Genomic DNA, 21,530 nt, shown 5'->3' with positions numbered 1-21,530 from the left:
TGACTCCCGAAAAGCATTATCAATGACGAAAGTTTTAATACTCTATTACACCCGCCACGGATCAATTTCTGAACTGGCTAAACATGTTGGCCGGGGTGTTGAAAGCGTCGATCAGTGCCAAGCAGTCATGCGCACGGCGCCGGCGGTATCCACGGTATGCGAAGCAACGGCAAGTGAAATTCCTGAAAGTGGCGATATCTATGTGACCACAGATGATCTCGAAAACTGTGATGGCCTGATTCTCGGCAGCCCGACGCGGTTTGGAAGCATCGCTTCGCCGCTGAAATATTTTTTCGACCAAACCGCGCCGCAATGGTTAAGCGGTACGCTGGCGGATAAACCGGCCGGGGTGTTTACCTCGTCATCAAGTATGCACGGCGGTCAGGAAAGCACCTTGTTAGCGATGATGCTGCCGTTAATCCATCACGGCATGGTAATGGTCGGCATCCCATATAGCGGGACGCCGTTGGCACAGACCAAATCCGGCGGCAGCCCATATGGCGCCAGCCATGTCGCCGGCGGCAATAACGCCAATCCGGTCTCGCAGGAGGAAAAAGCGCTGGCGGAAATCCTGGGTCGCCGAGTGGCGAATTGTGCTGCTGCTTTATCCAATTGTAATCTATAACAGCGTCACATCAATGTTTTGACAAAGGGAATGGTGATTTTTCGGTGCGCCTGAAGCGACCCGCTGTCCAGTTTATCCAGCAATGCAAACAAGGATTTGGTGTCGCGTTGGTAACGTGACATGATGAACCGCACCACGCTGTCGTCCAGTGCAAAGCCGCGCTTGTCCGCTCTTAATTTTAACGCGGTTCGCTTTTCATCGTCATCCAACGCATAAATATTAAAAGCGCCGCCACTGGATAATCGGGATTCAAGATCCTTTAATGTTATACCGATTGAACCCAGTGGGCTGGTTCCACTGACCACGATAGCGCCCGCGCCATGCATGATTTTCTCGTACAGGGAAAAAATCTGGTTTTGTCCTAGCTCGGAACCTGCAATTTGCTGTAGATCATCGATACAAACCAGCGCGTCTTTATGCACATCACTCAGTTTCTCAAGTCGCCCACCATCTCGCCCACCGTCCTGTTTAAGAGACGCATATAAATTTTGCATACCCGATTTTCCTGCCGCCCGGCAACACGCATTGAGCAGATGGGTTTTGCCGCTGCCGCTTTCCCCCCACAGATACAATACCCGCTTGGCGCACACGCCAGCTAGGAGATTTTTTAGTTGCTCTATTAAAGGCTGGTTTCGTTGGCTGTAAAAGCTCTCCAAACTGTCATCTTCAATACTAATTGGAATAACGGTTTGTCGACTCATTTTTCGGAAGCGCCCTCAAATTCCTGACGAATGCCCCATAACCACACGTATTGAACCCCGCTGACAACCGTCGTAATCAATACGCCAAATATCAATGCATCCACGATCAGCGGGACTTGGACAATTGAAACTTTCTCTAACAACACCACAACCATCAATGAAATCTGAACGAAGGTATTTACCTTGCTGCTATAGGTCGGGCGCACGGGAACATCAATCCCCATCATTACAAAAATAAAGTATCCGACGACGATCACCAAATCACGGAACATGACCACTATCAGCAACCAAAACGGGATGTCGCCCAGAATCGCCAGCATGATATAGGTGCTGGCAATCAGTAATTTATCCGCAACCGGGTCAAGCACTGCCCCGAAATTTGAAACACAGTCAAATCGTTTGGCAATATAACCATCAAGACCATCGGTAATCCCGGCTGCCAGAAACAGCACTAAAGCCAGCTGATAATTTCCATTATGCAACAGCAAAACCAGAATAGGACAAACCGCGATTCGGGCCAGTGTCAATAGATTCGGGATTTGGGACAGCAAATTTTATTTCCTATTGGTTAAACAATTAGATGAAGCGTCCCCATACCAAATACAACGTTTTGATGCAAACGAGAACACTCACATGATCGCCGATTGTACGACCCTTTTGAAGGAAATCCACCAGCAAATCTACCAAGAAATCTAAAACAGCTATTTTAGCGGTTTGGGTTGTTGGATGTTGCTCTGATAACCTCAGGATGGCATTATCGGAACTTCCCATATTTATCGCACTCGTCCGCACTCGCCCATGCGCCGCCAAACCAACGTAAATGAATCATTGAGCTATAGCGAAAGCGGTGTCAATATAGACGCGGGTAATGAACTGGTAGAAAGGATCAGGCGCGCAGCACGGGAGACATTTCGTCCCGGCGTGTTGCAGGGCCTAGGCGGGTTTGGCGCATTGTTCGAGATTCCCGCCCAACATTATAAAAACCCGGTTCTGGTATCCGCTACCGATGGTGTCGGCACCAAGCTGAAACTTGCATCCATGCTGAATCGCCACGACACCATTGGCATTGACCTGGTGGCGATGTGTGTTAATGACATCATCGTCTACGGCGCCGAACCATTGTATTTTCTCGACTATTATGCCACCGGAAAACTGCAGCCTGAGCAGGCCGAAACCGTAGTTCGAGGCATCGCCCAAGGCTGTCTGCAAGCCGGCTGCGCGCTCACTGGCGGGGAAACCGCCGAGATGCCGGGAATGTATCAATCCGGCGACTATGACCTCGCCGGCTTCGCAGTCGGCATCGTTGAAAAAGATAAAATAATCACACCAGAGCGGGTAAAAGCCGGAGATCTGATTCTAGGTTTGGCATCCACCGGGATCCATTCCAACGGCTATTCGCTAGTCCGAAAAATAGTTGAGGTTACCCGTAGCGATTTATCTCAAACATTCGAAGATACCAGCTTGGGGGAAAAATTATTGACACCGACACGAATCTATGTGAAATCGATCCTGACCCTGCTCGAGTCGGTTCGAGTAACCGCAATATGTCATATTACCGGCGGTGGCATCCTGGAGAATCTGCCCAGAGTACTGCCCCAAGGGGTGAGTGCGAAAATATCCAAATCTTCCTGGCCCCTGCCCGCACTGTTTCAATGGTTGCAGGAGAAAGGCAAAATCGAAGAAACCGAAATGTACCGCACATTCAATTGCGGCATCGGTATGGTGATATGCGTCGACCCCAAAGACGCGGACGCTGCCATAGCCGGCCTTGAAAAATCCGGTGAACAGGTTCACACCCTTGGAGAAATAAACGCATCCGAGCATACCGAAGTTGTGTGGCACCACTAAGTCGTGTGATAAATGCCTAATAAATGCCTAATAAATGCTTGAGCGAATCATCAATCTGGTGGTACTCATTTCCGGTGGCGGCAGCAATCTTCAATCCATCATAGACCGCATCAATGAGGGCTGCCTCAATGCCAAAATTGACCTGGTGATCAGTGACCGGGAACAGGCTTATGGACTGGTGCGCGCCCGCGATGCCGGTATTGCCGGGCTTGTCATTCGGCCTACGGGTTATGCATCCAAAGTCGAATATGAAAATGCACTGGCCAAAGCCGTGGCCAACTATGATCCTGACTTGGTGATACTTGCGGGATGGATGCGTATTCTTGGCAGAAAATTTGTGCAGCAATTCCACGGGCGATTGGTGAATATTCACCCGTCTTTGCTACCCAACTACAAAGGTCTCAATACCCATCAACGCGTTATCGACGCTGGCGATAAGACCCACGGTGCAACCGTACACTTTGTCACCGCGCAACTTGATGACGGCCCGATAATCATACAGGCACAGGTTGCGGTTGATGCCAATGACGATGCCGTCACGCTGCAACAAAAAGTCTTGCACGAAGAACATAAAATTTATCCCAAAGCCATACAGTGGATCGCCGAGGGGAAAGTCAATTTTGCCCACTTGATAAAAACGCCCGCCGCATAAATATGAATGTGATTCGGCTAAATTTAAAAGCCATTAAATCTAAAACGGCGTTAGCTGTTTGCGGTCTGATGCTGTTAGCCCACGGCTCCCCGGCTCAGGTCATGTCTCAGGCCATGTCTCAGGCGGTAGCTCTCAAAAGCCAAACATTGCGCTATTCGATTAAATATGGAAAACATAATGCGGGTGAGTTGGAAATTGTCATTGAGCGTAGTCAACAACAAATCAAAACCACTGCCATTAGTCACTTGAATATCCTCGCCAGAATGTTTATCACCGGTTTGACGGTGGAAAACTGGTTCGACATTGAACACGAAAAAGTCTATCTGAAAAGCGGGCATATGCTCTCCCATGACCATAAAACCGTCGAGCGCAGCTTTGTCATTGATCGAAAACAAGGACTCATCAAACTTCAACCGGGCGAACAGGTTATCCCAATAAATATAGAAGATATTTTCGAGTCGCCCGCCTTCCCGATTACCTTGATAACCAGCGACATTGAATCCATCCAAGGGCAAACAGTCCGGGAAATCAGCCCCAAACGCATCAGGGAATACGTCTATTTAGCGCCCGAACAACACACTCTGGAGCTCAACGACAGACGATTTGAAACATGGAAAGTGACGCGCCAAAAACTGGGAGACACCACGCGCACGGTAACATTATGGCTGGATAAAAATAATCAGCAAATTCCAGTGAAAATCATTGCCACAAAGAAAAACAAGGACACGGTTATGACTTTGTTGCCTGAAGCCTGAGAATCCAACTTTGTGCGCTATTAATCATGCCTGCATCGAACCTTGAAAATTGCCCAGAATGCACCATCTTTATGCAATTATCCTGAGCAAAATAAATTCAAAAATAACTCATGGTTGCCGCGCTTACCCTGTCCAATCTAAAAAAAACCTATGACGATGGACATGTCGCACTAAATGGCATTGATATGACCGTTGAACAAGGAGATTTTTTTGCGTTGCTTGGCAAAAACGGCGCCGGCAAATCCACCACCATCGGCATTATTTCTTCTTTGGTCAACAAATCCGCAGGTTCGGTACAGGTTTTTGACGCGGATATAGATGTCGACTTTGCCAAGGCAAAATCATACATCGGTATCGTGCCTCAGGAAATCAACTTCAGCGTTTTCGAAACCGCCGACCAAATCGTTATGAACCAGGCCGGGTATTATGGCATATGCCGTAAAATCGCCAGGCAACGGGCCGACCATTATCTCAATCAATTGGGGCTGTCAGGGAAAAAGGATGTGCCTACAAAATCATTATCCGGCGGCATGAAAAGACGATTGATGATCGATCGAGCACTGGTCAACGAACCTAAGCTATTGATCCTGGATGAACCCACTGCAGGCGTTGATATTGAAATCAGGCGCTCAATGTGGGACTACCTCGCGGAAATAAATGAGAAAGGCACAACAATTATTTTGACCACTCATTATCTTGAAGAAGCGGAAAGTCTGTGCCGCAACATCGCAATTATCGAAAGCGGCGAGCTCATAGAAAACACCAGCACCAAAACCCTTCTTGCACAACTCAAACAAGAGACCTACGTACTTGACCTGATCGACCCACTGGACAAATTGCCAGATCGGCTGGCTCGGTCCGACGCACAAATCTGGACCTTAAAAAATGATATGACTCTGGAAGTTGTGGTGCCAAAGTCTCTGGGCATTAATCCATTCTTTGAAACCCTGACCAACAACAACATTCGAGTGCAAAGTATGCGTAACAAAACCAATCGATTGGAGCAGTTGTTCCTGGAAATGACCGACCACGCATCAAAATCCAACGGCATAAAATCCAACGGCAGGGGGAACAACGCCCGATGAACTGGCAACAGAATTGCATCGCATTTATGACCATTCTGCGTAAAGAAATTACACGCTTCATGCGTATCTGGCAACAAGCGATCCTGCCGCCGGTAATAACCACATCACTATACTTCATAATTTTCGGAAATCTTATCGGCCCCCGAATTGGCGATATGGGTGGCCATCCGTATATGGATTTTATTGTTCCGGGATTAATTTTAATGTCGGTAATCACCAACGCCTACGCCAACGTGTCGTCATCTTTTTTCAGCGCAAAATTTCAGCGCTCCATCGAGGAACTACAGGTTTCTCCCACCCCAAACAGCATCATACTGCTCGGCTATGTAGGCGGCGGCGCGGTACGTGGCCTTATGGTCGGAATAGTGGTCACCGCCGTCTCATTATTTTTTAGCAAACTGTCTGTGCACAACCTGACAATAATGGTGAGTATTGTCATCTTAACTGCGATACTGTTTTCTCTGGCCGGTTTCCTGAACGGTATATTCGCCCAGAAGTTCGACGATGTAACCATCATACCGAACTTCGTCCTTACTCCACTCACCTATCTTGGCGGCATTTTTTATTCCATCAAATTACTCCCCGATTTCTGGCAGACCGTATCCCATATCAACCCCATCCTCTATATGATTAATGCTTTTCGCTATGGTTTCCTCGGCATTTCCGACATAAATCTCGGCCTGTCTTTCGGTATCATTCTGGGGTTTATCGTGCTCCTGTTTGTGATTAGCCTCCGGTTACTCAACTCTGGATTTGGAATAAGGCAGTAATTCAGAATCGCCCGACTAACCAAAGTCATTGACATGCGGAAGGCGCATAAGCGGATTTAATATCCTGCCTCAATCCACTGTTTCAATCTCCTGTCGCTTTCGGAAAAAATTCTGGAACGAAGTTTTGGTCACCGAGCGGCGGCCGCACATAATTTTTTTCAATCGGCGGGCGCGTATCAAGCTCTACTTTTTGGGGCGTGAGATCGTCGTAGTCGATCAGGCTTAATAAGTGTGTGATACAGTTTATTCTAGCGGTTTTCTTGTTATCAGAATTCACGACATACCAGGGGGCTTGTTTGATATCCGTATGCGCAAACATAAAATCCTTGGCCTTGGAGTATTCCACCCATCGCTTTCTTGACTCCAGATCCATCGGACTGAGTTTCCAGCGTTTTGTTGGTTTTACCGATCTATCCTGGAACCTCCTTTCCTGCTCTTCGTCGCTGACCGAAAACCAGTATTTAATCAGTTTGACTCCGGATCTGACCAGCATGCGCTCGAATTCCGGACAACTCCGCATGAATTCCTCATACTCTTCGTCGTTACAAAACCCCATTACCCTTTCCACGCCACCGCGGTTGTACCAACTACGATCCAGAATAACCATTTCGCCGGCAGCGGGAAGATGGGCAGCATATCGTTGAAAGTACCACTGAGTTTTCTCTCTTTCCGTAGGCGCAGGTAACGCCACTACACTACAAATTCTGGGGTTAAGGGATTCAGTAATTCGCTTAATAGTGCCCCCTTTTCCGGCCGCATCCCGGCCTTCAAAGATAACCACCACCTTCAATCCTTTGTGCTTTATCCACTCTTGTAATTTAATCAGTTCAACCTGCAGCCTTCCCAGCTCTTTTTCGTATTTTGCATTAAAGGCTTTTTTCTGTTTTTTCCTGGCTTTTATTTCTTCGGTAGTTTCAACATTTGACATGATATCTCCTCTTAAAATTAATGGGTCCAAAATTGAAGTTTTGGGCACCTTGATTGACCGGGTTTAGTTTACCTAATTATTGCACAATTTTGCAATATCATCATATATAAATGTTCAAGATGATCCAGGCGCTTCGCGAGTAAACCACGGGTTGGCTGGATGTGGCGCATAATTTCGAGCACTCAGCGACTCCGAGCGCCCTGTCATTGCCAACTATGGATTGGGTATTTGGCTTCGTAAGCGTGAATAAATAAATCAAAGCCTGCCTCAACCCAGCTTTATGAATCAAATATGTCAATCGGCCAGTACAGTTGCACAAATTTGTTTTTGTGCGCCCAAAACCGGGACAATATGGGGCAATATCAGATCATTCTCCCACAAGAGTGGAATCAATCTTGGGGATAATGGGTTTTATTACGATTTTGGATCAAAGAATTCGCACGATGTTCGGATGATCATCGCAACCGTGCGTTGACATGGAGATTAGGAGGAAACAGGATGAGTATTTTTCGGAGTGGGCTCGCGCACTGGATGGGGGGTTGGGTTGGGCTGAACCGATTCACTGCCGATTTGTAGTTAATCCAGTATCTGTTTAGCGAGGGTGTTGCTTTGTTACTACTCTGTCGCCCCGAGCCGGTGCGGTTTGCAGAGACTAACAGCAGGCGCTTCAGGCGAAAGCTTACATCAGCTAAGGGCCGAAGGCTACCTGGCAATGTAATTGAATGTCCCAATAAATCAGCCATTGATGACCCGTGTCCAGATTCCAGAACGACACCGAATTGAGACTACGACGAGAGCGAGTTGAAACGAATCGGGTTCACCGCGCCATGACTTGTTGGTGCGGAGTTTTTCAGTCCAGATTCTTTCTCTTTAACCGAGTGCCGCGTTGCGCGCCGTAGTGTTCAGACAAGTAATCGAGGATTTTTGGTTCGTCTTTGCCCAACAACCACAACCCTTGTTCTTCCTGCATCCAGCGGACGGTCTCTTCCCATGCGCTCCTGTCCAGTCCGATTTGGGTGATTAATTTTGCGGAGTGGCAAGCGGTGCAGTGTACTCGAACCACTTGCCAACGTTTTGCATCATCAATGATCAGACCGCTAACCGAATCAATTTCCTGCACGTCGTCCTGTGCATGAGCTCCGGTGGCAATGATGATCGTCGTCGCGAATGTTGTTACTAGGCGAAGCCAGGGCGACGATCGCAACAATGTGCCGGCGGGCCGCATTCAGGCCGCGTACACCGCTATCCTGTGGCATGAATTGTTGAGGTAGCCCTTGGGATTCCAGCCCGGTACCACCATCGGTTGCGACCTGCCGGTTTCATCCACGGCGCGCGCCCATACCTCGTAATAGCCGGGGTTGGGAAACTCCACGGATAAATCCCAGTTCTGCCAGGCTAGGCGATTGGCGGGTTTTTGCAGCCTGGCTTTGCGCCAGGTCTGCCCGAAGTCAATGGAAGCGTGCAATGCGCGCACCTTGTGATCGCCCGCCCACGCATGGCCATGCAGATGCAGGGGCTTTGCCGATGGGTGCCTTATACCGCTCTCGGGATAAGTGATTAGCGACTTCACGGGCATGGATTCGATGATGCACATGTCCGCGTCGGCCACATTGGAGCCGGGCGCCACCGGCGTGCACGGCACACGATAAGATTTTCCCACCATTTTGGGTCCGTCGTGGATCTTGTCGCGTACCGAAATCCGCTTGAGCCATTTGCCGGAAGTGGATCCCGGCCAACTGCCAAAGACCAAGCGCAACGGATACCCGTTCATCTCGTGCAAGTCATAGCCGTTCATGCCCCAGGCAATCATTGATTCTTCTTCCAGTGCCTTGTTCATCGGAACGCCTCGCGAGATCGGCAACTTGTCCGGTTTGCCGCTCAAATGGGTGTCGGCACCGTAGTAGCCGATGTACACCGCGTTTTCCTGATAGCCGCAATCTTCCAACACGTCCTTCAAGCGCGCACCATTCCAGCGGGGACACCCGACCGCGCCCAGGGTCCACTGGTTGCCCTTGGCTGGTGGATCGAACTCGAACCTGCCGTTACCACCGCACTCCAGCGTCAGTTGTTTGCTGATCGGGGTGAAGCGCTTCTTTAGATCGGCAAGGGTATACGTTTTGGGGTTTACTACGGCCTCGCCGTCAATGGTCAAGGTCCAACGCAGGGTATTCACTCCCTGCGGGGGAACGCCGTTGTTGCGAATGAACAGGCGTTCAGTCGGCGTTACGTCGTCATTCAGCAGGAACGCCGGGGTTTCAGCGTTCAGCGGACGATCATTCAACAAGGTCAGCCCATTCTTGCCCTGGATACGAAAAGGCTGCGAGGAGTTGGCATAAGCCGCCGGGATTAGGCCCGTAGGCATGAACCTTGCAAACACGATTTCAGCGCCGATCACCGCCGACAACTGCGCCAATCCGCTCAGGAAGCCACGACGACTGGATGGCTCCGATTTTCTGCCCCAAGCTTCCCGGTCGGCCCGTTCCGGGTCGGTGGCGAAGTATTCATGGATGCCCCGTTCTCTGTTCATCGTATTAAGCCCCCGCTCTGCGCTCTGAGTTTCCGAATTTTGAGTTAGTGTTGACTATCATGAGAGGTACTTGAGTATAAGAAAGTAAGTATACGCTACTTTGTAGAAATGCACCAACCAACATCGGCTGACATGTTAGTAATACATTAACTGTTCGCTTTTGTACACAATAAATGCGTCCGGATTTATAGTGACTGGTTTTGGAGGTTGCTATGCGCTGGGCGCGTTGGTTACAGCAGGCAAAACCGATGTGATATGAATAAGCATATGAAGGTTATCAATGCAAACGATTAAGCCATGAGGCGGTTTCGATGTTGCTGGACGTGTGCTCGCGGACAGATTAAAGCCATCTGTGTCGCCACGAGGGGTCGGGGGTTGGCGGGGTTGCTGGATAAGCGGTTGAATCGGGCCTAGCGCCACAAAGCGCCTGTCGATGAAGTGATGCGGCTGGTTGATTTATACCGCGGGCGTTATCGCGGGAAAGAATATGAAACACTTTCATGCTTGGTATCGGCGCGACCACGGCGGCGGCCGTAGTTGTCGTTGGGTTAGGAATGTGTGCAACATGCCAACCTGGCAGGCCACATAGAAGTAGATGAGTCGTATTTTGGAGCCCCAGCGCATTCGTGGCAAACGCAGACAGGCGCTGGCGGCAAAACTATCGTATTTGGTTTGTTCAAACGCAATGGCTGGATATGCACAGAAATTGTGCCAAATGCACGAAAGTCCACGCTCCAAGCGGTTATCCGCGGTAAAATTAATCTATATAGTGTGATTTATTCCGATGGTTGGCGTGGCTGCCATGGTTTGGTTGATGTCGGCTATGCACAGCATTTTCGGGTTGAACATGGCTGCGATGGATTTGCTAATGAGCATTCTCATATTAACGGCATCGAGTCCTTTCAGGCTTACGCCAAATTGCGGTTGAGCAAGTCGAAATGGATTCACAAACCCAGGTTTTATTACCCTCTCAAAGAAACCGAATTTCGTTTTACTCACCGCCGTGACAACCTTTATCATGTCATACTCAAACTGCGTCGTGAGAAGCCAATTTAACGTCTTAACTTTCTATGACCCTTTTATATTATACTTGTCAAATAATGGTTCATTATGGCATCATTAATATTCAACGATTTCCATCAGAGTCCTGACAAATTAGTTGCGGGCAGTCCATCGGCTTAATTTCTGGAGAATCTTATGTGGGGTTTTCATAATCCAGTGCGAATCTGTTTTGGCGTCGGCGCATTTGATTCTGTCAGCAATCTCATTAACCGGCGCCCTTATTGCCTGGCGACCTACGACCAACCCTATTTTGTTCGATTGGGTACGGAATTGGCGGACAAGGCGGGCAAGCCCGAAGCCGTTATCAACAACATTACGCCAAATCCCGACTTTTTAACCTTGGCGGACTCCTGCCAAACGTTTGCCCAGGCGGTCACTAGCGATACGGTCATTATTGCTCTTGGAGGCGGCTCGGTTATCGATACGGCCAAGGTATTAGCGTCCAGCGACCAAGGCTTTGCGCCGGTGCGACGGTTTCTGGAAACGGGCGAAGACGAGGAGCACTTGGCCGCTTATCCGATCATAGCCGTGCCAACTACGGCCGGGACCGGCAGTGAAGTAACCCACTGGGCGACGGTATGGGACCGGGAGGCGCAAAAGAAATACTCGTTGGCGCGCTACGCCCTTTATCCGCGGCATGCGGTTATTGACCCGGCGCTGACGCTCGCAATGCCGAAGGATCTGACAATCAATACCGCGCTGGATGCGCTGTCCCATGCGCTTGAAAGCCTGTGGAATCGTAACAGCAATCCGGTTTCCGCCAATCACGCGGTATTCGCGGCAACGGAAATGATCGCGGCCCTGCCGCTGCTTGTCGATGACCTTAAGAATGTTGCGCTCAGGGCACGGGTTGCAGGCGCTTGCCTGTTTGCCGGGTTGGCCTTTTCCAATACCAAAACGGCGTTGGCGCATTCGGTCTCCTATCCGATCACCCTCAAATACAGCATTCCCCATGGCTTGGCCTGCTCCTTCAGCCTGCCAATGGTCCTGGCCAGTGTCATCGGCGAAAACACGGAGTGCGATCGAAATCTTCGCCGAATTTTTGGAGACGATCTCGATTCCGCCGCAACAGAACTGGAAAATTTCCTGAACCGTCTGGGCGTTGCCACCAAAGCATCGAGTTATGGCATTCAAAGCGACGAATGGAAAGAACTTGTGACCGCGGCCCTCGCTGGCGAGCGCGGGCGCAACTTCATCGGCACATCCGAACGGGTGCTGGAAAAATTCACCGCATAGGAGTAATTTTATAGTTTGGGAAAAACCAATCGTCCAATCCCACCGCCCAATCCAACCGAAAAGGGCGGAATCACGCAAGCAACACCAATCACCGGAGAAAGAGAAATGCAAATGAAACTTCAAATATCATCACTTCCTGTTACTCGGATAAGAAAAAAATTGATGGTTGGCATCGCGACAGCGATCTGGATCAGCCTTGGCCTTGCCGTAAATTCAGTCGCCTTGGCGGCCTCATGCGAAAACCCCGATACGCTGACATTCGCCATTATCCCGACGGAAGAGACAGTGGCGGAACTTCAACTGTACAAACCGGTAACCGACCGGATGATGGCGCTGACTGGCAAAAAAATCGCCTTCTTCATGCCCACATCTTATGCTTCGGTGGTCGAAGGATTGCTGAGTGAGTTTGTCGATGTTGCGGTTCTGGGGCCATATTCCTATGTAATCGCCAATGGCAAGGACGAAAATATTGAAGTTTTTGCAACATATGCGAAAAAACCGGGCTATCTTCAGGAAGAGGGGCCTGGTTACAAAGGGGTGCTGATTTCCAAAAAAGGGTCTGGTCTAAAGACAATAGAAGACCTCAAAGGCAAACTTATTGGCCTTACCGACCCTGGGAGCACGTCCGGGAACCTGGTTCCGCGCGTGGTTTTCTCTAAAGTCATCGGCATGGATATCGACGACTATTTTAAGAAGACTGTGTACACCGGGTCGCACGAGCTTTCCACCGTTGCTGTTCATCAGGGCAAAGTTGACGCCGCTTTCGTCGCTTCCCATCGGTTTGACAACGTCGTCACCAAAGGCGAAGTGAAATTGGAGGACTTCAATATAATCTGGTCTTCGCCGGCCATTCCACAAGATCCGTTTGTTTATCGCAGTCCGCTTTGCGAGGACATCAAGGCCAATATCCGCGAGACTTTCCTTGGCCTGAAGGACGAGCCCGGCGCAAAAGCGTTTCTTGAAAACGTCAAGTCGAACACATTCGTGGCCATGGCTTCATCGGCTTATGATGTGATTCGTGATCTGAAAAAGGCCAAGGATGCGCGCAAGAAGCAAGGCGGCTAAACCGGCGCGTTTCAGCGAACAAGCGTTGCATACCGCGTATCCGTCTGCAACGCATCTCGCAGACAACCGCTCATATTGGCCGACATGCCAAGTCCGATTGTTTAGCCGATTGTCTCGCCGCTTGCCTGTAAAGAGACCGGGAAATGGCCATTCTTGAAGTGAGCGATCTGAGGGCCAGATACAATTCAAAGGGCCCGGAAATACTGAAAGGGATTAGTTTTCAGGTCGAAGAGGACGACTTTTTCGCCATCATCGGCCCCAGCGGAGCGGGGAAATCAACCCTGATTCGATGTATCAACCGCCTGCTTGAGCCTGTTTCCGGAACCATCAAACTGCATGATGTCGATGTATTAAAACTTGGCGGCAGGGAATTGCGCCGCCTGCGTCGTCATATCGGCATGATTTTTCAGGAGTTCAATCTGATTAACCGGCTGTCCGTTATGGACAATGTCCTGTCCGGGCGGCTTGGATACGTCGGCCCGTTGCGAAGTGTTTTCAGGGTGTTCAGCAACAAGGACATTCAGCGTGCGCTTGAATTGCTGGAGCGAGTGGGGTTGCAGGATCATGTCGATAAACGCGCCGACGAGCTTTCCGGCGGACAACGTCAACGCGTCGGCATTGCCGGTGCGCTGATGCAGGAGCCCAACCTGTTGCTGCTGGATGAGCCGACTTCCGCGCTTGACCCAAAAATTTCAAGGGAAGTTATGGATCTGATCAAAACCATTGCAACGGAACTCAGGATTCCCGTGTTGTGCAATATCCACAATGTTGATCTCGCCAAGGAATATTGCAACAAGATTATCGGTTTGCAGGACGGCAATAAAATGTTTGACGGACCAACCGAGATTCTCAAGCAGGCGAATCTTGAGGAAATTTACGCGATGGAAGTCCTGTAACGGAAACACACGATGCCAAACGAGACACCGGTGTCAACAGTGGACGATATCGTGAGACGCCGCAAAAAAAGCAGCGAATTCAGTTTGGATTTTACCTGTTTTTGCTCGCCTTGATCGTGTGGAGCATTAAAGCGACCGTTATCGATGACACCGACTGGGATAGAATCGGGTCGCTGGCGGCTATCGGCAAGTCCATATCGCATTTCATCGGCATCGATTTTCCCCTCATCCCAAATCTGCTGGGACCTACCATCGAGACCTTTATGATCGCTTGTATCGGCACGTTGTTGGGCTTTATCATTTGTCTTCCGGCGATCTGGTTCGGCGCATTGAACGTAACGCCGTTCAAATCAGTGACCTATCCGATTGCGCGTGCGGCCATGACCATCAGTCGATCAATCCATGAAATCGTGTGGGCGTTAATCTTTGTCTCCGCCGTGGGACTTGGAGCATTTGCCGGCATTCTTGCCATTGCAGTGCGCTCCCTCGGATTTATTGCGAAAATGTCAGCCGAGGCGGTCGAGAATATCGACCCTAAGCCGGTTGAAGCGATCCGAGCGGTGGGAGGCAATAATCTGTAGGTGATGCTGTACGGAATTTTGCCTCAAGTCTTGCCGGTTATTCTAGGGATTGTTATTTTTGAATGGGAAATCAATATCCGTCGTTCGGCGGTTCTTGGCCTGGTCGGCGCTGGCGGCCTGGGGTTGGTTTTTTTCCGGCAGATGCACACCTTCAATTACCCGGGCGTGACCACAGTCATCATCGCCATCTTCGGGTTGGTGCTGATTGGCGAGGTGGTGTCCCACTATTCCCGAAAAGCGCTGATTTGAAGCGCTGATTTGAACAAGGAAAAATGGAATGAACCGGTCTGACCAACTGCAAAATTATTCAATACAAGGTGACGATGTTCACCGTGAATGGAGCCGTTTCAAATACCCGCAAACGCTGGTCAAGTATGGTGTGCTGTTAAGCATTTTGGTGTTTCTTGCCTACTCGATACAGTACCTGAACATCCCCCTGGACCGAATCCTGGGAATGTTTGGACGCCTCGGAGATGTTCTGGCCAACCGTTATTATCCACCCGACCTGGAGTATGTCGCAGAGCGGGAATATCTGTGGGCGATTGTCGAGACCATACAAATGGCCTATTTGGGGTCGCTGTTTGGATTGCTGTTTTCAATCGTGCTCGGCTGGTTTGCGGCCCACAATGTCAGCCCGTCGCAAAGGTATGTCTATCCGCTCGCCCGGGTGATCACGATGGGATGCCGCTCGGTGCATGAGATGATATGGGCGATCCTTTTTGTCACGATTCTGGGGTTTGGAATGCTGCCCGGCGTGCTGGCATTGACGATGTTCTCGATCGGCTTTGCCGGAAAACTGTTTTCCGAGGAAATCGAGGCCATTGACATGGGAGAAGTGGAGGCAATTCGCGCCGTGGGCGGCAGCCACCTGCAAGTATTCGTCTATGGCGTTTTTCCGCAAGTCCGCACCGCCTTTACCGGCATCGCCATTTATACCTGGGATGTCGCATTTCGAGCGGCCACAGTAGTCGGTTTCGTCGGCGCCGGCGGAATGGGTTGGTACTTGAAGCGCAATGTCATGCAAATTGAAACCCATCGAACGGCGGCAATTCTGCTTTCCATCATCGTGCTTGTCATCATTTCTGAACTGGTTTCCGCGTGGGCCAGAATTCGTGTTTCCAAAGCGAAATAAGGCCGTTGCGCCGCTGTCATCGCAGCATGGCGCTTATATTGCGTCGTTGATATATGCGTCGTTGACCGCCGCCAAATGGTTGCAGGAAAATCTGAATCAACCCAGGTTTCCCAAGCCTCCGCGATTCATTGAAGCGCCAATTCATTTTCATCGGTGTGTTCAAAAACTTTGCCGTAGATATCCACTTGCGTGGTTTGTGAATAGGCCAGCTTGCCGCCACCTACCATTATGGTGTGACGAAATGCGGTGGTGCGCGCGTTTTCTTGCATGAATGGCGATTGAATTATTTGCCAATCATGGTCATCAATATTTGCTGCGACTTCCATTATCACGCGCCCCTGCGCGGTTTTTTCCTGCGCATATTTTCCTCCGGCAAGTACGCATACCGCACGGGGTATGGTCAGCGCGTGCATAATTATTTGCGCTTTTGGGTCCCACATCCAGTAGCCGGTTTCATCGTGAAACACCTCGTCATTTGATTTACGCTGGACGATTTGTCGATAGTGAACCGCCGACAAAACTTGTGATTCGGCATTGGTGACATCATCATCCACAGTGGTGTAAATAATTGTCTCATAATAAGGGTTGCTCTCTGCGCCATCCGGCTCCGGCGCCACATCGAAACCCTTGCTTCCCTTCCAAACACCAATTAACGCTTTCAATGGACCATAGTCGATGTCTTTTCTATTGCTCATTGGTTTCTCCGGTTATCGGCGGCGCTATAAATTGTCGGTCGTCCAGCGAAATGTTCGGGGACAATAACGTTCTTCAAGATACTCAGTCCAACAGGATAGTCAATAGAGACGCACTTAACCGAAAAGCACCAGCGCCCAAACCAGCAACGCCATTATTATGCTGATCAAAACCGCTGCCGAGCCCAGGTCTTTGGCATTTCCGCTTAACGGATGTTGCTCTTCTCCAAATCGATCGACGACCGCTTCAATGGCCGAGTTCAGCAGTTCCACCAGCACGACTAACAACACCACAAATATCAATAGTGCGCGCTCAAGGCCGGTCTCTGCCAACCATAAAGCCAATGGAATCAAGACCGCGCAGCCAAACAACTCCTGGCGAAAGGCGGCCTGGTTTTGCCAGGCTGTGGTAAGGCCCTGAATGGAATAATCCAGGGCCTTGTAGATTCGTTTGAGGTCGGTGGATTTTGGTTTCGACACTATTGGCGCCCGGAATTTGTTGGCGCACTCTAAAAACTACGCTCGAACAGCCTCATCATTGCCGCCCAGGACTCACGCTCCGCTTGCGCGTTATAGCCTACCGGAATACCGTATTTTTCCCTATCTTTATCTGCTTCTTTGCTGGTGAATCCATGTTGCGCACCTACGTGCACGATAACTTCATAGTCAGCACCGGCATCGTCCATTTCCTGCTTGAACGTGGCGACATCATCCATTGACACCTTCGCATCATCGCCGCCATGACATACCAGCACGCTGGCTTTGACTTCCCCGCAAGCGGGCTTATGAAACGATCTAAGCGCACCATGAAAACTGGTTACCGCATTTAGTGGCAACCCGATGCGCGCCATATGTAATGCCATGGCACCGCCAAAACAATAGCCAATGGCCGCGGTTGTTTCCGTATCAACCTGAGGTTGTTCCAGCAAAGCGTCATAGCCGGCTTTTAGTCGGGTAGTGCCCATTTTCATATCCCCCAATACCGCGTTCATCGCCTCTTCGGCCTGAACCGGATTTTCAGCGACCCGACCTTCACCGTACATATCGATGGCCAATGCGCAATATCCCTGCTGCGCCAACCTGTCGGCGCACCCGCGAACCTGGTCTCCGAGGCCCCACAAGTCATGGATGACGATAATTCCAGGGCGTGGGGTCTTGATATCCTGGTCCCAGGCCAGATAACTACGATGGCGCACGCCTTTGGATGAGTATTCGATTATTTGATGGGTTAGATTCATTGATATACTCCAGTTTGTTTGATCGGTTTGTTTGATCGGTTTGTTTTATGTCAGATGTTTTTAGCTTCAGGCTCTATGGTTGCACCTCGTTTTAAGTATTCTTTTTGTTCGGGCGCAAGTGTTTGTTATATTAAAGCGCTTCATAAGAAAAGGCTCGGCGCTCGTTCCTCAAAAATATTCATGCCCGAAGTGCGCGCAAACCGCACTATCTTATTACCCGTTTATTTCGCTGATGAGTTGTTTTATTACTTTTTGGTCGGCGGTTTTTAACAGCCTGTTAACTTTGGGTTCAATCTTGGCGGTATCAGTTAGCCGAATCTGTCGTTTCACTTCCAAAAGCGCCGAGGGATCCATGCTGAAATCGCGCAAACCCATGCCAAGTAATACGCGCGTATATTCAATATCACCGGCCATTTCGCCGCACATCGAAACCGGAATATTTGCGGCTTTCCCAGCATCGATGGTCATTTTAATCAGCCTCAATATCGACGGATGCAACGGGTTATACAAATAATTCACTTCATCGTCAATGCGGTCTATGGCCAGGGTATATTGAATCAGGTCGTTGGTGCCAATAGATAAAAAATCCAGCTTGTCAGCAAACAAATCCGCCGCTATCGCCGCTGCCGGGACTTCCACCATGCCGCCAATAGGGATGTCAGGATCAAAGTCATAACCCTGGCTGGTAAGTTCTTGTTGCACTTCATCGAGTAACACAAATAATTGCTCCAGTTCGTCAATGTTTGACATCATGGGTATCATTAATCTCGTTTCACCGTGCATCGAGGCACGATAGACTGCGCGTAATTGAGGTTTGAATAAACTTAAATCATGCAAACACAAGCGAATCGCCCGACGCCCCAATGCCGGATTGGTAGTGATGGTGTCACCAACTCTGCCGCCATCGACCTGTTTGTCGGCTCCCAGATCCAAAGTACGAATAGTTACCGGCCTGGTGGATTGCTGTAATACGCGGCTATACATCTCGTATTGCTCTTCTTCGCTTGGCATTGTCTCACGATTCATATATAGAAACTCTGTTCGATACAAACCAACCCCCGCAGCATTTTGAGCTACGCTTTCCAGAATTTCTTCGGGAAGCCCAATGTTAGCGTTTAACGATACCGACACGCCATCCAGCGTCTCTGCGGCGGCATTGAGTAACGAATCCATCTCCTGAATGCGCCTGGCAATTTTCTCCCGTCGGCGGTGGTAGGTGATCAAAGCCGCTTCGTCTGGATTAACCAACACCACTCCGCGCTTGCCATCAATAATCAATAAATCGCCGCTGCGCAGATATCGAATTGCACCATGCAACCCGACTATGGCCGGGATTTTCATGCTGCGCGCGAGTATCGCGGTATGGGAAATCGGCCCTCCCAGATTAGTAATAAACGCGCCAATTCGATGTTTTATCAGTTCGATGGTATCGGCCGGCGTTAAATCATTGGCAACGATAATTTGGTCATCAAATTTTCCTTCGGGCTGTGCGGTCAAGCTCCCTTGCTCATCCAGCAGCTCGCCCTGTATTCGATTAATAATCTGGGCGACGTCCGCTGATTTGCTGCTCAGGTAAGGATCATCAATATCATTAAACATCTTTTCAAGATTGTCGGCGTGTTGCTGTAACGCCGTTTCGGCATTGATGCTCTGAGCGCGGATGATGCTGCTCGATTCCTGGCTCAACATCGGGTCTTGCAGCATTAACAAATGCGCCTCGAGAATGGCCTTGACCTCATCGGCGCCTTCGGCAGGCATCTGCTTTTTAATCGTCTCCAGCGCCTGGATTGCGCTTTCTATCCCATCGGTAAGGCGCTCGACTTCCTGATCAATCTGTTCCGGCTCAATGTTGTATTTGGGAATTTCCTGGCCCGGCCGATGGATAATCCTCGCTATTCCGATGGCAATACCTGCCCCAACTCCATTTCCATGTAGCGTGAACACTAAACCATCCTCCCTATTCTCCTTCGCCAAAGCAGTCATTAAATAATGCCGCAATATCTTCGGCGGCTTGTTCTGCATCGACGCCTTCGGCAATTAGTTTTAGTTCAGTTCCCTGAGCGGCCGCCAACATCAGCACGCCCATAATGCTTTTCGCATCAATCTGTTTATTGCCATTATACAATTTGATGATGCTCTTGAAACCGGCGCTTAATTTTACTAATTTCGCGGCGGCCCTGGCGTGAAGCCCCAACTTATTGATGATTTTAATTCGCTTCTCTATAATCATTTGGCTAATTCCCGATGCCTGACCTGGACTATGATGTCTTGTTTGGAAAATAAATTCTCCAGTTGTTCGCTGATGTAAACTGAACGATGTTGACCGCCAGTACAGCCAATAGCCACAGTTATATAGCTGCGGTTTTCATTGGCGAAACCCGGCAACCATTTACTAACGAACTTAAAAATTTCGATGGTCATGTCCTGAACTTCGGGGTTGCCTTTAAAAAATTCCTGTACCGGCGCATCTATACCCGTTAACGGCGCCAAATTTTTATCCCAATAGGGATTGGGCAGACAGCGCACGTCAAATACAAAATCCGCTTCCCGTGGCGTGCCATTTTTAAATCCAAACGATTCAACTAGAAACAACGGCGCAGACGACAATCCGGCGCCGGCAAAATCCCGAATCAGCCCGCGTAATTCATGCACAGTGGTGTCCGTGGTATCGATGACTTTCTCGGCTCTATCGTGAAGCGGCTGCAACAACGTGCGTTCCAGTCGAATGCCTTCTATCAAGGAGGTTTGGTCATCGGTAAGCGGATGCTTTCTGCGCGTTTCGCTATACCGCCGAACCAGCTTTTGTTCCTCGGATTCCAGAAACAAAATTCGATAATGGATGCCGTGGTTTCCCAGCTTGGTTAATGTGGCATCGAGTCCTGACAAAAAATTCTTGTTCCTGGAATCAATGCTGACCGCAGCGCCAGGAAATACATCTGTATCGGAGCCGTCGATACGTGGCAGCAGCCGAGCCGAGAATTCGAATAACAGCGCCGCAGGGAGGTTATCTATGCAGTAATAGCCAATGTCTTCCAAAGACTGCAACGCAACACTCCTGCCGGAACCCGAAAGACCGCTAATAATAATCATGTCTGTGGTCGTGTTATTCATCGCATTCAGATGCTGCCATTATCCGACAGGCACAACAAATGCGCCCACCCTGCCGCTTCCAACTCCCGTGCATTCATAGATGCTTTTAAATATCGGAAAACAGATTATAAATCTCCGTGGTTGAAACGGTTTCCTTAACTTCATGAACAAAATCATCATCATCAAATTTGGCTGCCAGAGTGGCCAGTAAATTCAAATGGACATCATTGGCTTCAGCGGGTACTAACAGACACACCGCCAGCCAGACCGGCATCCCGTCAGGCGCATCATAATCCACCGGGTTTTCAAGTTTGGCAATGGCAATGACCGGCTGCGCTAGCCCGGCAATTCGACCATGGGGAAGAGCAATACCCTTGCCAAGTGCAGTACTCCCTAATCGCTCACGGTCATGTAAGGTGGCGAATATTTGCTCAATATTTGGAACGTTTTCACTATGCTCAGAATTGCAGATGGTCGTGTTAGCGGTGATTAACTCGGCGAATTGTTCGAGCAATCGTTTTCGGCTTGCTATGCACAGATTCACGACCACGAGATTTGGTTGTAGATATCGGGGGCTGACCATGGAAGAGGTTTGCGGCTCACGATTGCTGTGAGCCACATCTGAAACTGCGTCAGTCATTTGAGTC

25 protein-coding genes are annotated in these 21,530 nt (G+C 49.7%); 13 read left to right on the top strand and 12 right to left on the bottom strand.

The features are described 5' to 3' along the window. The first annotated feature begins 22 nt into the window (after positions 1–22). Positions 23–625 (top strand): NAD(P)H:quinone oxidoreductase, encoded by a 603-nt coding sequence (wrbA, locus tag ACPXXB_RS06810; protein WP_423905786.1) that lies wholly within the window; start codon positions 23–25, stop codon positions 623–625. A gap of 5 nt (positions 626–630) precedes the next feature. On the opposite strand, the gene hda is transcribed toward wrbA, so the two are convergent. Both hda and ACPXXB_RS06800 read right to left on the bottom strand, forming a co-directional pair. Continuing rightward, positions 631–1,326, bottom strand: coding sequence for a DnaA regulatory inactivator Hda (hda, locus tag ACPXXB_RS06805; protein WP_423905784.1), 696 nt, complete (start codon positions 1,324–1,326; stop codon positions 631–633). Further along, positions 1,323–1,877 carry a CDP-alcohol phosphatidyltransferase family protein gene (locus tag ACPXXB_RS06800; protein ID WP_423905781.1) on the bottom strand — a complete coding sequence of 185 codons (555 nt, stop codon included), beginning with the start codon at positions 1,875–1,877 and terminating at the stop codon, positions 1,323–1,325. The genes hda and ACPXXB_RS06800 overlap by 4 nt, the downstream gene beginning before the upstream one ends. A 247-nt stretch (positions 1,878–2,124) precedes the next feature. On the opposite strand from ACPXXB_RS06800, the gene purM reads away from it, so the two are divergent. The 5 genes from purM to ACPXXB_RS06775 all read left to right on the top strand — a co-directional run bounded on the left by purM (position 2,125) and on the right by ACPXXB_RS06775 (position 6,436). Then, positions 2,125–3,174: a phosphoribosylformylglycinamidine cyclo-ligase gene (gene purM, locus ACPXXB_RS06795; RefSeq protein WP_423905778.1), complete on the top strand. Its 1,050-nt coding sequence runs from the start codon at positions 2,125–2,127 to the stop codon at positions 3,172–3,174. A gap of 34 nt (positions 3,175–3,208) precedes the next feature. Then, positions 3,209–3,826 (top strand): phosphoribosylglycinamide formyltransferase, encoded by a 618-nt coding sequence (gene purN / locus ACPXXB_RS06790; RefSeq protein ID WP_423905776.1) that lies wholly within the window; start codon positions 3,209–3,211, stop codon positions 3,824–3,826. 8 nt (positions 3,827–3,834) lie between these two features. Beyond that, positions 3,835–4,581, top strand: a complete 747-nt coding sequence (locus ACPXXB_RS06785; protein WP_423905773.1) for a DUF3108 domain-containing protein — start codon at positions 3,835–3,837, stop codon at positions 4,579–4,581. 110 nt (positions 4,582–4,691) lie between these two features. Beyond that, entirely contained in the window at positions 4,692–5,666 is a 975-nt protein-coding gene (locus ACPXXB_RS06780) for an ABC transporter ATP-binding protein (RefSeq protein WP_423905772.1), read from the top strand. Continuing rightward, positions 5,663–6,436 carry an ABC transporter permease gene (locus tag ACPXXB_RS06775; protein WP_423905769.1) on the top strand — a complete coding sequence of 258 codons (774 nt, stop codon included), beginning with the start codon at positions 5,663–5,665 and terminating at the stop codon, positions 6,434–6,436. The genes ACPXXB_RS06780 and ACPXXB_RS06775 overlap by 4 nt, the downstream gene beginning before the upstream one ends. A gap of 82 nt (positions 6,437–6,518) precedes the next feature. On the opposite strand, the gene ppk2 is transcribed toward ACPXXB_RS06775, so the two are convergent. From ppk2 to ACPXXB_RS06760, 3 genes are all read right to left on the bottom strand, one after another. Then, complete coding sequence (ppk2, locus tag ACPXXB_RS06770) at positions 6,519–7,364, bottom strand: polyphosphate kinase 2 (RefSeq protein ID WP_423905766.1); 846 nt, start codon at positions 7,362–7,364, stop codon at positions 6,519–6,521. A gap of 850 nt (positions 7,365–8,214) precedes the next feature. Next, a complete protein-coding gene (locus ACPXXB_RS06765) occupies positions 8,215–8,589 on the bottom strand; it encodes a hypothetical protein (protein ID WP_423905764.1) in 375 nt (124 codons plus the stop codon). Beyond that, complete coding sequence (locus ACPXXB_RS06760) at positions 8,590–9,891, bottom strand: sulfite oxidase (RefSeq protein ID WP_423905761.1); 1,302 nt, start codon at positions 9,889–9,891, stop codon at positions 8,590–8,592. It abuts the gene before it with no gap. 558 nt (positions 9,892–10,449) lie between these two features. On the opposite strand from ACPXXB_RS06760, the gene ACPXXB_RS06755 reads away from it, so the two are divergent. The 7 genes from ACPXXB_RS06755 to phnE all read left to right on the top strand — a co-directional run bounded on the left by ACPXXB_RS06755 (position 10,450) and on the right by phnE (position 15,863). Then, positions 10,450–10,947, top strand: a complete 498-nt coding sequence (locus ACPXXB_RS06755; RefSeq protein WP_423905758.1) for an IS1595 family transposase — start codon at positions 10,450–10,452, stop codon at positions 10,945–10,947. A 141-nt stretch (positions 10,948–11,088) separates the two neighbouring features. Further along, positions 11,089–12,189: an iron-containing alcohol dehydrogenase PsrA gene (psrA, locus tag ACPXXB_RS06750; protein ID WP_423905756.1), complete on the top strand. Its 1,101-nt coding sequence runs from the start codon at positions 11,089–11,091 to the stop codon at positions 12,187–12,189. A gap of 111 nt (positions 12,190–12,300) precedes the next feature. Continuing rightward, positions 12,301–13,254, top strand: coding sequence for a phosphate/phosphite/phosphonate ABC transporter substrate-binding protein (locus ACPXXB_RS06745; protein ID WP_423905753.1), 954 nt, complete (start codon positions 12,301–12,303; stop codon positions 13,252–13,254). A gap of 143 nt (positions 13,255–13,397) precedes the next feature. Then, the gene (phnC, locus tag ACPXXB_RS06740) at positions 13,398–14,150 is read left to right on the top strand and encodes a phosphonate ABC transporter ATP-binding protein (RefSeq protein ID WP_423905750.1); all 753 of its coding nucleotides are present in this window, start codon (positions 13,398–13,400) and stop codon (positions 14,148–14,150) included. 101 nt (positions 14,151–14,251) lie between these two features. Next, positions 14,252–14,731, top strand: coding sequence for a PhnE/PtxC family ABC transporter permease (locus ACPXXB_RS06735; protein ID WP_423905749.1), 480 nt, complete (start codon positions 14,252–14,254; stop codon positions 14,729–14,731). A gap of 3 nt (positions 14,732–14,734) precedes the next feature. Then, the gene (locus ACPXXB_RS06730) at positions 14,735–14,980 is read left to right on the top strand and encodes a hypothetical protein (protein WP_423905747.1); all 246 of its coding nucleotides are present in this window, start codon (positions 14,735–14,737) and stop codon (positions 14,978–14,980) included. 28 nt (positions 14,981–15,008) lie between these two features. Continuing rightward, complete coding sequence (gene phnE, locus ACPXXB_RS06725; RefSeq protein ID WP_423905745.1) at positions 15,009–15,863, top strand: phosphonate ABC transporter, permease protein PhnE; 855 nt, start codon at positions 15,009–15,011, stop codon at positions 15,861–15,863. Between the two features lie 125 nt (positions 15,864–15,988). On the opposite strand, the gene ACPXXB_RS06720 is transcribed toward phnE, so the two are convergent. The 7 genes from ACPXXB_RS06720 to ACPXXB_RS06690 all read right to left on the bottom strand — a co-directional run bounded on the left by ACPXXB_RS06720 (position 15,989) and on the right by ACPXXB_RS06690 (position 21,523). Further along, a complete protein-coding gene (locus ACPXXB_RS06720; protein WP_423905743.1) occupies positions 15,989–16,558 on the bottom strand; it encodes a heme-binding beta-barrel domain-containing protein in 570 nt (189 codons plus the stop codon). Positions 16,559–16,672: 114 nt separating this feature from the next. Next, a complete protein-coding gene (locus tag ACPXXB_RS06715) occupies positions 16,673–17,035 on the bottom strand; it encodes a diacylglycerol kinase (protein ID WP_423905740.1) in 363 nt (120 codons plus the stop codon). Positions 17,036–17,064: 29 nt separating this feature from the next. Continuing rightward, positions 17,065–17,793 (bottom strand): dienelactone hydrolase family protein, encoded by a 729-nt coding sequence (locus ACPXXB_RS06710; protein WP_423905737.1) that lies wholly within the window; start codon positions 17,791–17,793, stop codon positions 17,065–17,067. Between the two features lie 213 nt (positions 17,794–18,006). Beyond that, positions 18,007–19,776 (bottom strand): phosphoenolpyruvate--protein phosphotransferase, encoded by a 1,770-nt coding sequence (ptsP, locus tag ACPXXB_RS06705; protein ID WP_423905736.1) that lies wholly within the window; start codon positions 19,774–19,776, stop codon positions 18,007–18,009. Then, on the bottom strand, positions 19,751–20,020 hold the full coding sequence (locus tag ACPXXB_RS06700) for an HPr family phosphocarrier protein (RefSeq protein ID WP_423911035.1): 270 nt from the start codon (positions 20,018–20,020) through the stop codon (positions 19,751–19,753). The genes ptsP and ACPXXB_RS06700 overlap by 26 nt, the downstream gene beginning before the upstream one ends. Further along, positions 20,020–20,904, bottom strand: coding sequence for an RNase adapter RapZ (gene rapZ, locus ACPXXB_RS06695; protein WP_423905733.1), 885 nt, complete (start codon positions 20,902–20,904; stop codon positions 20,020–20,022). Before rapZ ends, ACPXXB_RS06700 begins: the two co-directional genes overlap by 1 nt. A gap of 85 nt (positions 20,905–20,989) precedes the next feature. Beyond that, positions 20,990–21,523, bottom strand: coding sequence for a PTS sugar transporter subunit IIA (locus ACPXXB_RS06690; RefSeq protein WP_423905731.1), 534 nt, complete (start codon positions 21,521–21,523; stop codon positions 20,990–20,992). Between the last annotated feature and the right edge of the window lie 7 nt (positions 21,524–21,530).

The sequence above is a fragment of the Candidatus Spongiihabitans sp. genome (genome assembly GCF_965237845.1).
GTDB lineage: Bacteria > Pseudomonadota > Gammaproteobacteria > Arenicellales > Poriferihabitantaceae > Spongiihabitans.
Note: the sequence above shows the minus strand (reverse complement) of the source record. Positions and strands in the feature narration are given on the sequence as shown.